This window comes from Teichococcus globiformis (assembly GCF_042646265.1).
In the GTDB taxonomy this organism is placed as follows: Bacteria; Pseudomonadota; Alphaproteobacteria; order Acetobacterales; family Acetobacteraceae; genus Pseudoroseomonas; species Pseudoroseomonas globiformis.
Map to the genome: position 1 here is coordinate 401,884 of NZ_JBHRTN010000010.1, position 13,539 is coordinate 415,422.

The window sequence follows — 13,539 nt, forward strand, 5'->3', positions numbered from 1 at the left end:
CGAGGAACAGGCCCATGAGGCTCGTTATGATATGATCCATTACCATCTTCTTTGTGAGCAGGATCACCAGTTTGATGGCTGGTACAAGGATAGTGCTGCCTTCGATAAATTGGTGAAGGCAGGGCTGGTGGATTGCCCGGTCTGCTCCAGCAGCAAGGTTCGCCGCGCCCTGATGTCGCCCGCCATTGGAAAGGGCCGTGACAATGCGTCACCGGAACCGCCGCCTAACAGGGCAGGGTCCGACACGGCTCAGCCCTTGGCTGCCGGTCCGATGCCGGCACAGATGGTAGCGCTGCTTCAGAAGATGCGGGCTGAGGTAGAGAAGAGCTGCGACTACGTCGGGAACAGCTTTGCGGATGAGGCCCGGAGGATGCATCGGGGCGAGAGGGAGCCTCGTGGAATCTATGGCGAGGCCAGTGATTCCGATGCCGAAGCGCTCAAGGATGAGGGGATCGACGTAGCCAGGCTACCATGGGTTCCGCGCGCTGACGGCTGAGGTTTCAGGTCAGCAGCGCTGAAGCGCAGCAATGTAATTGACGGAAACGTCGCCAGAAGCCGTCCAGGCGCGACCATCAAAGGTCATGCCCGTCAAGTCGCTCATAAAGAAGCCATGTGCTCGTGCGACTGTCCCTAGTTCACCAGGAGAAACGAACTGGTTCCAGTCATGCGTTCCCTTTGGAAGCCAGCGAAGCACGTACTCAGCGCCGATCTTCGCGGTGAGGTAGGATCTGGCAGTGCGGTTGATGGTGGACATGAACAGGAAGCCGCCGGGCCGAACAAGAGTAGCCAAGGCCGTCATAAATTGGGCGCGATCCTGGACATGCTCGATAACTTCTAGTGCAACGACAGCGTCGAACATGGCTCCTTCGTTCGCCAATTCTTCCGGGGCACCTTGTCGGTAATCAATGGCTAAGCCTTGGTCTTGGGCATGAAGACGAGCTGCCGTGATGGCTTCCTCCGCTGCATCCAAGCCAGTGACGTCGGCGCCAAACCTGGCCAAACCTTCGCTGGCCAATCCGGCCCCGCAGCCAACGTCGAGAAGACGAAGCCCTTGGAGGTCCAGGGATGATCGCCCATGGCGTTCGGCCAGCCGGGTCGCGATCCAGGCGCATCTCAATGGGTTCATCTGGTGAAGGGGGGCCATCGGCCCCGCTGGGTCCCACCATTCCGCGGCCAACGCATTGAATTTCGCGATTTCCTGGGGACTGGCTGTGGAGGAGTTCATGGGCGGATCCTGGCGCTGGCGTGATGCAGGTTGCGGCCTGTCGTCGCCTTCGTTATCTGTCGCAGCCCTTTGCGCCTTGCAATGGTGCCCGTGTAACCATCTGGACTTAGCTTCGAACCAATGGCCCGCATCGTGATGAAGTTCGGTGGCACCTCCGTCGCCGACCTGGATCGAATCCGCAACGTCGCCAACCGGGTCAAACGGGAGGTTGAGGCCGGCAACCAGGTGGCCGTGGTCGTCTCCGCCATGTCGGGCGTGACTAACCAGCTGGTGAAATGGTGCCAAGACCTGTCGCCGCTGCACGATGCACGGGAATACGACACGGTCGTCGCGACAGGGGAGCAGGTCACGATCGGGCTTCTGGCCATCGCCCTGCAGACCATTGGTGTTGATGCACGCTCCTGGCAGGGCTGGCAGATCCCGATCCGCACAGACAACGCCCACGGCAAGGCGAGGGTCGAGGAGATCGAGGGTGATACCCTGATCGCCCGGATGACTGCCGGACAGGTTCCTGTTGTGGCGGGCTTCCAGGGTGTCGGACCGGACAATCGGGTCACTACGCTGGGTCGTGGAGGTTCGGACCTTTCCGCGGTTGCTCTGGCGGCCGCCGTGAAGGCGGATCGTTGCGACATCTATACAGATGTGGACGGGATCTACACGACCGATCCACGGATCGTACCCCGGGCCCGTAAATTGCAGGCCGTGGCGTATGAAGAGATGCTGGAACTCGCATCGGTTGGTGCGAAGGTGCTGCAAACCCGCTCGGTCGAGCTGGCCATGAAGCAGCGGGTGAGGGTCCAGGTTCTGTCCTCCTTTGAGGATAAGCCGGGATCGCTGGTTGTCGATGAGGATGAGATCGTGGAACAGCCTCTGGTTACTGGCGTTGCCTATTCGAGGGACGAGGCCAAGGTCACGCTGCGCCGTGTGCCCGACAAGCCGGGCATCGCGGCACTGGTCTTCGGCCCACTGTCCGCCGCCAATGTGAACGTCGACATGATCGTTCAAAATCTCGGCGCCGATGGAACCACGGACATGACCTTCACCGTCAGCAGGACGGATCTTCCGCGGGCCAAGGACGTGCTGGAAAAATCCCACAGCGAGATCGGATTTGAAGCGCTGCTGGCGGACCCAGATGTGGCCAAAATCTCCATTGTTGGCATTGGCATGCGCAGCCACGCCGGTGTGGCTGCAACCATGTTCAAGTCGCTGGCTGAAAAGGGCATCAACATCCAGGTTATTTCCACGTCCGAGATCAAGACCAGCGTTCTGGTCGGCGCGGAATACACTGAGCTGGCGGTACGGGCTCTGCACTCTGCCTACGGGCTGGATTCCGAGGGCTGACCGGCATGGATCATATGGCCTCTTCCGGAGCAGGAGCGGAAACGGTCGAGGCCTTGATGGCACGCGGCGCTGCCTTTCTGGGCTCCCGCTATGCCATTCTCGGCGGAGCCATGAGCTGGGTTAGCGAACGCAACCTCGTGGCAGCTCTATCTAATGCCGGCGCGTTCGGGGTGATCGCCTGCGGCGCCATGATGCCGGAGCGACTGGCTGAAGAGATCGAGGCCACAAAGCGCCTGACCTCACAACCTTTCGGCGTCAACCTGATCACCATGCACCCGCGCCTGCTCGAGCTGGTGCGGGTCTCGCTGGACGCTGGGGTAGGTCACATTGTTTTTGCCGGCGGCATCCCCCCAGGCGCTGCGATCAAGGCTGCCAAGGAGGGAGGTGCCAAAGTCATCTGCTTCGCGCCAGCGCTTGCACTCGCTAAGAAGCTGGTGCGATCGGGGGCCGATGCGCTGGTGATCGAGGGCTCGGAGGCCGGGGGCCATATTGGCCCCGTCAGCCTGACGGTCTTGGCCCAAGAGATCCTGCCATACATGCGCGATGTGCCGGTCTTTGTTGCCGGCGGCATAGGACGGGGCGAGATGCTTCTTTCCTATCTGCGGATGGGAGCGGCCGGGGCTCAGCTTGGCACCCGCTTTGTTTGCGCTGTTGAAAGCATCGCACATCCCAACTTCAAAAAGGCCTTCATCCGCGGCGCTGCCCGCGATGCACTTCCGACCACTCAGCTGGATCCGGAGTTTCCCGTGATCCCTGTCAGGGCGTTGCAGAATGCTGGTGGTCGAAGGTTCATCGAGCACCAGGCGGACGTGATCCGCCGCTTCCGAGCGGGTGAACTAACCAAGGAATCGGCTCAGCTGGACATTGAGCATTTTTGGGCAGGGGCACTTCGTCGGGCCGTGATCGATGGCGATGTCGAGAATGGCAGTGTCATGGCGGGCCAAAGTGTCGGCCTCGTTACGCGAGAACAACCGGCAGCGGAAATTATCGAGGAACTTTTGCAGCAGGCGCGAGTCGCTTTGATGGAAATGCAAGCCAGGGTTTGATTCCGGGCCGGAAGGCGTCCATTCTCGGTTTGTCGGGCTTGCAGGGACAGCTCTGCATCAACCTTGGCCCGGCGCATCGATGGGTTTGATGCCGTGGCGTATGATGCAAAGCGCGCTTCTCCGGGTGAAGTTCTGTCCAGTGAGGCCGCCCGCATTGGAGATGATCTGCGTCAAGCCAGACTAGGGCTCGGCGTTGACTTGGAAGCTCTGGCCCAGCAGCTTCGCATCAATCGGCGCTATCTGGAGGCTCTTGAAGACGGCCGGTGGCGGGAATTGCCCGGAACAGCCTACGGTGCAGGGTTTATCCGGTCCTACGCGCAGGCCGTCGGCATCGATCCAGTGCAGATGGTCGGGCGGTACCGTGACGTTGCAGGCTCGCCCAGCCGTGGCCGGGATCTGGTCTTCCCCGAGCCTGTACCTGACCGCGGCGTTCCGACGGGAACGCTTCTTCTGATTGGCCTGCTTGTTGCCGCCGCTGGCTATGCTGCCTGGCATCAGTGGGGCGGCACGGAGGAGCGCAGGGTCGACGCGATCGAGTCCCTGCCACCCGTTCTGGAGGAGGCTGCCCGCAATGCCGGCCAGCCGCCCTTGCCGGCGCCACCTACTTTTCAGCGGCAGGAGGTGCCAGCCTCAGTACCCTCCTCCTTGGATCGCGGCAGGCCAGAAGCATCGGTTGTGCAACGTGAGCCAGGACTGCCGGCAGCGGGCGCTCCAGCAGCATCACCGCCTACGGAACGTCTGGCCAACGTAGAGCCTCAGCCACTGGCTCCTGTGGCCCCGCCGCCTCCACCGATCAACAGGAATGTGTCCGAGGTGAGTGGTGGGCCCGGAGTGCCATCCCCCTTGATCCTCCGTGCCATCCAGGAATGCTGGGTGCAGATCCGTGATCCGAGGAATAATCAGATCGTTCTGAGCCGCCTGCTGAGAGCAGGAGAAAGTTACGACGTCCCCGCGATCCCGGGATTGCTGCTGACTACCGGGAGAATCGAAGCACTCGTTGTGGAGGTTGGGGGTACGCCGAGTCGTGCCTTTGCTGAACAAACCGGGGTGCGGCGCGACATTGTTCTGGATCCCGAGCGCTTCGCGGCCGCCGCGCCGGCGGCAGGAGCCGCGCGATAGGTGCTTGGCCACTGTCGGCTCTGCTGCCATATCGGCCACATGCCGAAGCGGGAGGCCTGACCGCCAATGTCTTATCGCCCTTACCAACAGATTGAGCGCCGGAAGTCGCGACAGATTCGTGTCGGCCACGTTCTTGTGGGTGGAGATGCACCGATCTCCGTCCAAACGATGACCAATACGCCCACCGAGGACGCGGCAGCGACGATTGCCCAGATCCGGCGCGCTGAGATGGCCGGGGTTGATATTGTGCGTGTCTCATGCCCAGACGAAGCTTCAACGGCCGCCCTCAAGGAAATCGTCCACGAGGTAAATGTGCCAGTCGTTGCCGATATCCACTTCCATTATCGGCGTGCTCTGGAGGCCGCCGCGGCGGGCGCGGCCTGTCTCCGAATCAACCCCGGTAACATCGGCAGCAAGGAGCGGGTCAAGGAGGTCGTTAAGGCAGCGCGGGATTACGGTTGCTCCATCCGGATCGGTGTAAACGCAGGTTCGCTGGAGAGGCATCTCCTTGAAAAATATGGAGAGCCGAACCCTGAAGCGCTGGTGGAAAGCGCGTTGTGGCATGCCGCACATCTGCAGGAACTTGATTTTCACGAGTTCAAGATCAGCGTGAAGGCGTCCGACGTGTTTCTGGCCGTGGCAGCCTATCAGCAACTGGCGGAGGCCTGTGACCATCCCCTTCATATCGGCATTACGGAGGCCGGCGGTAAGCGGACCGGCACGGTGAAGTCCTCCATCGGCTTGGGCATGCTGCTTTGGTCAGGGGTTGGTGACACGCTCCGGGTATCTTTGTCGGCAGAGCCCGAGGAAGAGGTGCATGTCGGGTGGGACATGCTGAAGTCACTCGGCTTGCGGCACCGCGGCGTGAAGATCATTTCCTGCCCGTCCTGTGCACGCCAAGGGTTCAACGTCATCGAGACGGTGGCGACGCTGGAGGAGCGACTGGCGCATATTGAGACGCCGCTCACGCTGTCCATCATTGGGTGTGTGGTGAATGGACCCGGGGAGGCGTTGATGACGGATCTTGGCGTCACCGGCGGCGGCGCCGGACGCCACATGGTCTACCATGCCGGCCGCACCGATCACACGGTTTCGGGCGAGGACATGGTTGAGCACATCATTGATCTGGTAGAGAAGAAGGCGGAGGAGATTGCCAAGGCAACGCCGCCTGCCAACTCTGCCGTGCAAGCGGCGGAGTGACGTCTTTGAGTGCAATGCAGCCTGCGCGGGGCACCAAGGACCTGATTGGCGACACGTTCCGTCGTCACCACCATGTCGTTGAGACGGCCAGGCATGTGGCCAGCCTCTACGGTCTGGAGGAATGGGCCACGCCAATCTTCGAGGATACCCGTGTCTTCGCTCGGTCCCTTGGCGAAACGTCCGACGTCGTATCCAAGGAGATGTACAGTTTCGAAGACCGGGGCGGAGACAGCCTGACCTTGCGGCCGGAGGGCACAGCAGGCGTCTGTCGCGCTCTGGTTTCCAACGGTCTGACCCAGGGCGGGTTACCGCGTAAGGTGTTCTACGCTGGCCCCATGTTCCGCTATGAAAGGCCTCAGAAGGGTCGCTTCCGTCAGTTCCATCAGATCGGGGCTGAAATCCTTGGCGCCGCGGAGCCGCTGGCGGACGCTGAAGTCATCGCGATGGGCTGGCAGATCATCCAGCAACTGGGCGTCGATGACGGCGTGGTGCTGGAGATCAACACGCTGGGAGACCAGGAATCCCGACGCTCCTATCGCGATGCCTTGGTTGAATATCTCTCTGGCCATGAGGCGGCGCTCTCTGAGGAAAGTCAGAAGCGGCTTCGGGCCAACCCGCTACGGATCCTGGACAGCAAGGATGAGGGCGATCGCAAGATCGTCGCCGACGCTCCGACCATTCATCAGCATCTTACCCCAGCGGCTGCTGAGTTCTACGGCTCGGTAAAGACTTATCTTGAGCGCTTTGGGGTTCCCTACCGAGAGAATCCCCGCATCGTCCGGGGCCTGGATTATTACAGCCATACAGCCTTTGAGTTCATCACCGATCGGCTGGGTGCCCAGGGCACGGTGCTTGGCGGTGGGCGCTATGAAGGCCTGGTCGGCGAGATGGGTGGACCGCCGACGCCCTCAGTCGGGTGGGCAGCAGGCGTGGAGCGACTTGCCGAGTTGCTGGAGGAAGTGCCCGACGCCACACAGCCGGTTGCCATTGTGCCTGTCAGTCCGGCCGAAGAAGGCGCGGCACTGGACGTTTTGCAGATGCTTCGTGTGTCCGGTGTTCCGGCCGAAATTGCCTACCGAGGCAACCTGAAGAAGCGGATGGAACGTGCGAACCGCGTTGGCAGTCCAGCAGCCATTATCCTCGGTGAAAGCGAAATCGCGGATGAGGTTGTGGTGGTGCGCAATCTCTCAGACGGCAGTCAGCAACGCGTCCCGCTAGCGGGACTTCTGCCCGCGCTTGCTTCCGCCGGTGTTGTAGACGCCATGTTGGAGCAAATGATCGAGGAGATGGAGATCGCTGCGGAAGAGGACGGGTCCGGCGAAGAATGAGTCTGGCCGAGAAACTTGATCGTCTGCTTTACCGCGCCGACGAGGTCCGGGCGCTGCTGGAATCCGCAAATGGTCCACAGATTGGCGCTCTTGCACGGGAACTAGCCGAACTTGACCCGCTGGTAGGCAAGGTGAAGGCGCTGCGTGCCGCCGAGCAGGCCCGTAACGACGCCGAGACAATGCTGGCGGATCCGGAAATGCGTGACCTGGCGCAGGAGGAATATCATGCGCTTCGCGAGGCGATCCCACGGCTCGAGCGCGACCTACAGCTGGCCTTGCTCCCCAAGGATGCCGCGGATGCCGGCAGTGCCATCCTGGAGGTGCGGCCTGCTGCCGGCGGCGACGAGGCTGGACTTTTCGCCGGCGAGTTGTTTACGGCCTATCAGCGTTACGCTGCGGCACAGGGCTGGCGGTTCGGTGTGCTGAATTATGATCAGTCTGAGCTCGGGGGGATCAAGGGCGCTGTTGCCGAGGTTGAAGGGCAGGGCGTCTTCGCGCGGCTGAAGTTCGAGGTCGGCGTGCATCGGGTCCAGCGCGTGCCTGCGACCGAGACACAGGGGCGTATCCACACCTCAACGGTTACGGTGGCGGTTTTGCCGGAGGCTGAGGAGGTCGACATCCAGATTAGCGAATCCGACCTTCGTATTGACACCTATCGGGCCAGTGGTGCCGGAGGCCAGCACGTCAACAAGACGGATAGTGCCGTGCGGATCACCCATCTTCCTACTGGCACCGTGGTGGCAATGCAGGAGGAGCGTAGCCAGCATAAGAACCGTGCCAAGGCCATGAAGGTTTTGCGTGCCCGCCTCTATGAGCAGCAGCGGTCCCAGGTGGACGCCAGCCGCTCCGCAGATCGGCGTGCCCAGGTGGGTACGGGTGACCGATCCGAACGCATCAGGACCTACAACTTCCCACAGGGCCGTGTGACCGATCATCGGATCGGCCTGACTTTGCACAAGATCGACCGGATCATGCAGGGGGATCTTGATGACATCATCAATGCCCTGATTGCAGATGATGAGGCCGCCCGGCTGGCTGCCGAGGGTGTCTGAACGGCGCCCTGCTGGCTCCGCCAGCGATATCGCAGCGGTTCTCTCTGACGTCAGTAGGCGATTGGGGGCGTCCGGCATCGAACAACCTCGGCTGGAGGCGCGACGGTTGCTGGCGCATGTGCTGGGGCGTGAACCTGGCGAACTGATCGGATCTTCCAAGGAGATAATGCCTCCGGACGCGGAGCAACACCTTGAAACCCTGGTATCTCGGCGTGAACACCGAGAGCCCTTGGCCTTTATCCAGGGGCGACAGGGTTTCTGGACGCTGGATCTGGAGGTCAGTCGCGAAACCCTGATTCCCCGAGCCGATTCGGAAGCCTTGATAGAAGCCGCATGTGTCCTTGAGCTCGGTCCTCATCCAAGGGTGCTGGACCTCGGGACCGGAACGGGTTGCCTTCTGCTGGCTGTACTGTCCGAGTATCCCGGCGCTTTCGGCGTCGGCGTTGACCTGGCAAGGGGGGCAGCGGCCTGTGCGAGGCGAAACGCTAAGGCTCATGACCTGGAGGCACGGTCAGCTTTCTTTTCCGGGAACTGGGGCGATGCACTGGCCGGCTTGTTCGACCTTGTGATCTCCAACCCTCCTTACATTGAAACGGCCTCGATTCCGGCATTGATGCCGGAAGTTGTGCAGCATGAGCCGTGGTCAGCCTTGGACGGCGGTAGAGATGGCCTGAATGCCTACAGACGGATCATGGAACACTTGCTGCGGCTCCTGCGAAGCGGTGGCTTTGCCATTCTGGAGCTTGGGCAGGGACAGCGTTCCGCTGTTGAAGCGCTCGCCACAGGGGCGGGGCTGCATGTTCAAGGCTGCCATGCAGACTTAGGGGGCCATGAACGCGCACTGATCCTGAAAAAACCGTTTGGCGCCGGAAGCCCTCAAGGCTAGGGTGTGACTGCGGCCACGGAATGAGTCATTCCGTTTGGACCGGTCGGATGGGCAGACGGCTGAAGCCGTGCCACCGGCTCCGTGACGATGCAACATGATCAGTCAGCCAATCAGCCGTTCCGGAAGCTTCAGCCTCCTGTACGCTGAGCGGCGTCAGCATGAGACGGCGAACGCAATACCAATGAACATGAAACGCATGCGCGGCCGCGGCAATCATCGCCATGGCGGCGGCGGTGGCGGCGGCGGCGGACAGTTCCGCCAGAGCGGCCACCAGCCTATGAACCGCAACCATGTGTTCGACTCCAACGGTCCGGACATGCGGCTTCGCGGCACGGCGCAGCAACTCTTCGAGAAGTACCTGCAGCTTGGCCGGGATGCGACAAGTGGCGGCGACCGCGTCATGGCGGAAAGCTATTTTCAGCACGCCGAGCACTACTTCCGCATCTTGAATGCCATGGCCCAGGCAGCGCAGGCGCAGCAGCCACGTAGGGCTCAGGGCGGTATGGATGCGGATGGCGAGGGCGGTGAGGCATCCGAAATGAACGGACAAGCGCACACTGCCGCCGATTCGGATTCGGCGGAAGGTGCTGAGCAGCGCGAGACGGTGCAGTAAGCTGCGCCCTCCAATGGACGCCTGATCCGGTTATTGCCGGGTCAGCGTCTCGAGGGCATCTCCTGATTCTACGGCACCTTCCTCAATGATCTCCGCATGTACCCCGAGATCCGCATGTCCAAAGTGCTGGCGCAGCAATTGAGGCACGTCGGCATCCCGCTCGCCGGTCTGTAGGTTAACCTGCGTGGCGGGACACCGAACTGTTCGCTTGAAGACGGACAGGCGTGCTGACCCCAGCATGATCTCCTGGCCTACCCAATCAAATTCGGCCCAGGCAGGTGCGCCGGTGAAATAGACATTGGCCCGGAAGCGCAGGGGATCGAGCCGATGGCCCGATGCTTTCTCCAAGGCCTCCAGGCTTGCAAGGTTGATCAGCGAAATACCTGGTCGTTTCTGGTCCGTGAAGGCGTGACCGGGCGCTTCGGTAAAGAAGGGCGTACCTCTGGCTTGGGATCCCAGGTATTTTGTCAGCGCATGAGCGATCCTTTCCCGACCGTCAGGCAAAGAAATTTTCTCCCGGACGATGGTTTGATCTGGAAAGCGCAACAGCAACACCTCGTCATGCGCATCGAAGGCGGAGGTGATCAGGGCAAGCCCCTCATTGGCCATCAGGCAGGCAAAATTCTGCTTAGGGAGGAAACGGGGAGCTTCAACGTCGAAAGGTGCATCTCCCTGAACAAGGGCGAACCTGCGATCATGCTCAATGCAGCGGCCGGGTAGTAGCCGGGCCTGATCAAGAGCCTCAGCGGACAAGCCTTTGACCGGGTAGCGATAGAGATGTTCCACCTGCATTGGTTGCGCTCCTGCTTTTTTGCCAATCCCTCTTGAAGCCACGTTACTGATCCTACCACATTCTCGCCAGTAACGGAGGCGGGCATTGCCAAATGGGGTGCCAGCACCGGTTGCCTCATTGGAGGGACCAAATGGATATTGAGAAGTTTACCGACCGGGCGCGCGGCTTTCTTCAGGCGGCGCAGACCATCGCAATACGCGAGTATCATCAAAGGATCACGGCTGAGCACCTGCTGAAGGCCTTGCTTGACGATGAGCAAGGTGCGGCAGCGGGGCTGATACGTACGGCTGGTGGTGATCCTGTAACTGCGGCGGCCGCAGTGGAGGCTGAACTGGCGCGTCTTCCGCACGTTCAGGGCGGGGGTGCCGGACAGCCGCAGTTTGTCCCCGACATCGTTCGGGTGCTGGATGCCGCGCAACAGCAAGCTGCCAAGGCCGGCGACGCCTATGTGGCTCAGGATCGGCTCCTGATTGCATTGGCCAGCAGCGACACGCCAGCCGGCAAGGCACTCGTCGCGGCGGGTGCAACGGCGCAGAAGCTGGAGGCCAGTGTGGCCGCCATCCGCAAAGGCAGGAAGGTGGATAATGCCACTGCGGAGCAGAGCTTCGACGCGCTCAAGAAGTATGCGCGCGATCTAACAGCCGCGGCCCGGGATGGTAAGCTCGACCCGGTCATTGGGCGGGACGAGGAGATTCGGCGGGCTATTCAGGTGCTGGCCCGGCGCACAAAGAACAATCCAGTGCTGATCGGCGAACCGGGTGTCGGCAAGACTGCCATCGCGGAGGGCCTCAGCCTGCGCATCGTGAATGGAGACGTGCCTGAAGCTCTTCGGAACAAGAGGGTACTGGCTCTGGACCTGGGCTCAATGGTGGCTGGCGCAAAATACCGCGGTGAGTTCGAGGAACGCCTGAAAGGTGTTCTGACCGAGGTCGAGCAAGCCGCCGGCGAAATCATCCTGTTCATTGACGAGATGCATACTCTGGTAGGGGCGGGCAAGGCGGATGGCGCAATGGACGCCTCCAACCTGCTGAAGCCGGCTTTGGCCCGTGGCGAGCTGCATTGCGTTGGAGCGACAACGCTCGACGAATACCGCAAGCATGTGGAGAAGGACGCAGCGCTGGCGCGTCGGTTCCAGCCTGTCTTCGTGGGCGAACCTAGTGTCGGAGATACCATCTCGATCCTGCGAGGGATCAAGGAGAAGTACGAGCTTCATCATGGTGTCAGGATTTCGGATGGGGCGCTGGTAGCGGCGGCCACGCTTTCGAACCGCTACATCACCGACCGCTTCCTGCCCGACAAGGCGATCGACCTGGTGGACGAAGCGGCTAGCCGTTTGCGGATGCAGGTGGACAGCAAACCTGAGGAGCTTGATGAGATTGATCGCCGGCTGCTGATGCTGAAGATCGAACGCGAAGCCTTGAAGAAGGAGGAAGACGCGGGGAGCCGCGATCGACTGGTTCGGCTCGAGCGCGAAATCTCAGATCTTGAGGAGCGGTCCGATGCGTTGGCAACAGCTTGGCAGGAAGAGAAGGGGAAGCTTTCAGCGGCGCAGAAGGCCAAGGAGGAGCTTGATCGGGCTCGGACAGAGGTGGAGGTCGCTCAGCGGAAGGGCGATCTAGGCCGGGCGTCGGAGCTGCTTTATGGCGTCATCCCGAATCTTGAGCGCGCCTTGGTCAGCAACGGAGAAGGCGGGCGCCTTGTGAACGAGGCCGTTACCGAAGAAGGGATTGCCGCCGTTGTAAGCCGCTGGACAGGCATTCCGGTCGACAAGATGCTCGAAGGCGAGCGCGTGAAGCTGCTGCATATGGAGCAGACGCTGCGAGGCCGAGTGGTCGGACAAGAAGAGGCGCTCGAGGTGGTATCGAAGGCAGTTCGACGTGCCCGCGCGGGGTTGCAGGACCCCCAGCGTCCGATAGGCTCCTTCATGTTCCTGGGGCCGACGGGCGTCGGAAAGACGGAGTTGACCAAGGCGCTGGCGGCGTTTCTTTTCGATGATGAGAAAGCACTGCTTCGTATCGACATGTCCGAGTACATGGAGAAGCACGCTGTTGCACGGTTGATTGGCGCGCCTCCCGGCTACGTTGGATATGAAGAGGGCGGGGCCCTTACCGAGGCGGTCCGCCGTCGTCCATATCAGGTGATCCTGTTCGACGAAGTGGAGAAGGCGCACGAGGATGTTTTCAACATTCTTCTGCAGGTCCTCGACGATGGCCGACTTACCGACGGCCAAGGCCGCACAGTGGATTTTCGGAATACTCTGATTATCCTGACCAGCAATCTCGGCTCGGAAATCCTCGCAGCTCAAAGCGAGGGCGATGACGTGGATCTGGTGCGCGGCCAGGTGATGAACGTGGTACGAGGGCGCTTCCGGCCAGAGTTCCTGAACCGCCTTGACGAGATTGTTCTGTTCCGCCGCCTTGCGCGCAAGGACATGGACAGCATCGTAAAGATACAGATTTCCAGGCTTGAACGCTTGTTGGAGGAACGGAAGGTCAGCTTGACCTTTGACGACGGCGCTCTGAGTTGGCTGGCTGAGGCCGGTTACGACCCGGTATATGGTGCGCGCCCCCTCCGGCGGGTCATCCAGCGCAATCTTCAGGATAAGCTGGCCGAGATGCTTCTGGCGGGCACCGTTTCCGACGGCGACCAAGTTCGGGTGTCGACGGACAAGGAAGGGTTGCGCGTCAGCCTAGAAAAATCATGAAATCCGTTTGACAAGCTGTGGAGGCGGCCGTAAAAGCCGCCTCCCGACGAGATGCCAGCCGGCCTGAACGGCAGCATCGAGAAGGATCAGAGCATAAACTTAGGCATGGCCTTAGTGAAGCTCTTAATGCTGATTGACAATTGCATCGGGTTTTTCTGGAAGTATTGGTTTGGTTAGATTTGCCTTTTGATTGGGGCGGATTTGGCTGGGTTGGTGTTTCGGCTGACGTGGT

General features: G+C 61.1%; 12 protein-coding genes and 1 pseudogene. 11 read left to right on the plus strand and 2 right to left on the minus strand.

Features of this window, described 5'->3' with window-relative positions; translation table 11 throughout:
* The first annotated feature begins 31 nt into the window (after positions 1 to 31).
* Positions 32 to 496 carry a DUF1178 family protein gene (locus ACFOD4_RS12740; protein WP_379596945.1) on the plus strand — a complete coding sequence of 155 codons (465 nt, stop codon included), beginning with the start codon at positions 32 to 34 and terminating at the stop codon, positions 494 to 496.
* A 9-nt stretch (positions 497 to 505) separates the two neighbouring features.
* Here the strand turns inward: ACFOD4_RS12740 and ubiG are convergent, their stop codons facing one another.
* Complete coding sequence (gene ubiG, locus ACFOD4_RS12745; RefSeq protein ID WP_379596947.1) at positions 506 to 1,225, minus strand: bifunctional 2-polyprenyl-6-hydroxyphenol methylase/3-demethylubiquinol 3-O-methyltransferase UbiG; 720 nt, start codon at positions 1,223 to 1,225, stop codon at positions 506 to 508.
* A gap of 120 nt (positions 1,226 to 1,345) precedes the next feature.
* On the opposite strand from ubiG, the gene ACFOD4_RS12750 reads away from it, so the two are divergent.
* From ACFOD4_RS12750 to ACFOD4_RS12790, 9 genes and pseudogenes are all read left to right on the plus strand, one after another.
* Complete coding sequence (locus ACFOD4_RS12750; RefSeq protein WP_379596949.1) at positions 1,346 to 2,566, plus strand: aspartate kinase; 1,221 nt, start codon at positions 1,346 to 1,348, stop codon at positions 2,564 to 2,566.
* Positions 2,567 to 2,571: 5 nt separating this feature from the next.
* Positions 2,572 to 3,612, plus strand: a complete 1,041-nt coding sequence (locus tag ACFOD4_RS12755) for an NAD(P)H-dependent flavin oxidoreductase (RefSeq protein ID WP_379596951.1) — start codon at positions 2,572 to 2,574, stop codon at positions 3,610 to 3,612.
* A gap of 93 nt (positions 3,613 to 3,705) precedes the next feature.
* Positions 3,706 to 3,945: pseudogene (locus ACFOD4_RS12760) on the plus strand (helix-turn-helix domain-containing protein); the annotation flags it as partial.
* Positions 3,946 to 4,455: 510 nt separating this feature from the next.
* Positions 4,456 to 4,731 carry a DUF4115 domain-containing protein gene (locus ACFOD4_RS12765; protein WP_379596987.1) on the plus strand — a complete coding sequence of 92 codons (276 nt, stop codon included), beginning with the start codon at positions 4,456 to 4,458 and terminating at the stop codon, positions 4,729 to 4,731.
* Between the two features lie 66 nt (positions 4,732 to 4,797).
* Positions 4,798 to 5,931 carry a flavodoxin-dependent (E)-4-hydroxy-3-methylbut-2-enyl-diphosphate synthase gene (gene ispG / locus ACFOD4_RS12770; protein WP_379596953.1) on the plus strand — a complete coding sequence of 378 codons (1,134 nt, stop codon included), beginning with the start codon at positions 4,798 to 4,800 and terminating at the stop codon, positions 5,929 to 5,931.
* Between the two features lie 5 nt (positions 5,932 to 5,936).
* On the plus strand, positions 5,937 to 7,259 hold the full coding sequence (gene hisS / locus ACFOD4_RS12775; RefSeq protein ID WP_379596954.1) for a histidine--tRNA ligase: 1,323 nt from the start codon (positions 5,937 to 5,939) through the stop codon (positions 7,257 to 7,259).
* Positions 7,256 to 8,311: a peptide chain release factor 1 gene (prfA, locus tag ACFOD4_RS12780; protein ID WP_379596955.1), complete on the plus strand. Its 1,056-nt coding sequence runs from the start codon at positions 7,256 to 7,258 to the stop codon at positions 8,309 to 8,311. Before hisS ends, prfA begins: the two co-directional genes overlap by 4 nt.
* Positions 8,277 to 9,197 (plus strand): peptide chain release factor N(5)-glutamine methyltransferase, encoded by a 921-nt coding sequence (prmC, locus tag ACFOD4_RS12785; protein WP_379596988.1) that lies wholly within the window; start codon positions 8,277 to 8,279, stop codon positions 9,195 to 9,197. The genes prfA and prmC overlap by 35 nt, the downstream gene beginning before the upstream one ends.
* Before the next feature lie 181 nt (positions 9,198 to 9,378).
* Entirely contained in the window at positions 9,379 to 9,810 is a 432-nt protein-coding gene (locus tag ACFOD4_RS12790; protein WP_379596957.1) for a DUF4167 domain-containing protein, read from the plus strand.
* A 30-nt stretch (positions 9,811 to 9,840) separates the two neighbouring features.
* On the opposite strand, the gene ACFOD4_RS12795 is transcribed toward ACFOD4_RS12790, so the two are convergent.
* On the minus strand, positions 9,841 to 10,602 hold the full coding sequence (locus tag ACFOD4_RS12795) for an MOSC domain-containing protein (RefSeq protein ID WP_379596958.1): 762 nt from the start codon (positions 10,600 to 10,602) through the stop codon (positions 9,841 to 9,843).
* A 131-nt stretch (positions 10,603 to 10,733) separates the two neighbouring features.
* On the opposite strand from ACFOD4_RS12795, the gene clpB reads away from it, so the two are divergent.
* A complete protein-coding gene (gene clpB, locus ACFOD4_RS12800; RefSeq protein WP_379596959.1) occupies positions 10,734 to 13,307 on the plus strand; it encodes an ATP-dependent chaperone ClpB in 2,574 nt (857 codons plus the stop codon).
* Positions 13,308 to 13,539: the final 232 nt, after the last annotated feature.

What these genes read in the sequence shown, in the direction of transcription:
- ACFOD4_RS12795 (WP_379596958.1), bottom strand. Translation starts at nt 10,602, where the DNA reads ATGCAGGTGGAACATCTCTATCGCTACCCGGTCAAAGGCTTGTCCGCT.
- ubiG (WP_379596947.1), bottom strand. Translation starts at nt 1,225, where the DNA reads ATGAACTCCTCCACAGCCAGTCCCCAGGAAATCGCGAAATTCAATGCG.
- prmC (WP_379596988.1), top strand. Translation starts at nt 8,277, where the DNA reads ATGAGGCCGCCCGGCTGGCTGCCGAGGGTGTCTGAACGGCGCCCTGCT.
- ACFOD4_RS12740 (WP_379596945.1), top strand. Translation starts at nt 32, where the DNA reads ATGATCCATTACCATCTTCTTTGTGAGCAGGATCACCAGTTTGATGGC.
- ACFOD4_RS12790 (WP_379596957.1), top strand. Translation starts at nt 9,379, where the DNA reads ATGAACATGAAACGCATGCGCGGCCGCGGCAATCATCGCCATGGCGGC.
- ACFOD4_RS12750 (WP_379596949.1), top strand. Translation starts at nt 1,346, where the DNA reads ATGGCCCGCATCGTGATGAAGTTCGGTGGCACCTCCGTCGCCGACCTG.
- clpB (WP_379596959.1), top strand. Translation starts at nt 10,734, where the DNA reads ATGGATATTGAGAAGTTTACCGACCGGGCGCGCGGCTTTCTTCAGGCG.
- ispG (WP_379596953.1), top strand. Translation starts at nt 4,798, where the DNA reads ATGTCTTATCGCCCTTACCAACAGATTGAGCGCCGGAAGTCGCGACAG.
- ACFOD4_RS12755 (WP_379596951.1), top strand. Translation starts at nt 2,572, where the DNA reads ATGGATCATATGGCCTCTTCCGGAGCAGGAGCGGAAACGGTCGAGGCC.
- prfA (WP_379596955.1), top strand. Translation starts at nt 7,256, where the DNA reads ATGAGTCTGGCCGAGAAACTTGATCGTCTGCTTTACCGCGCCGACGAG.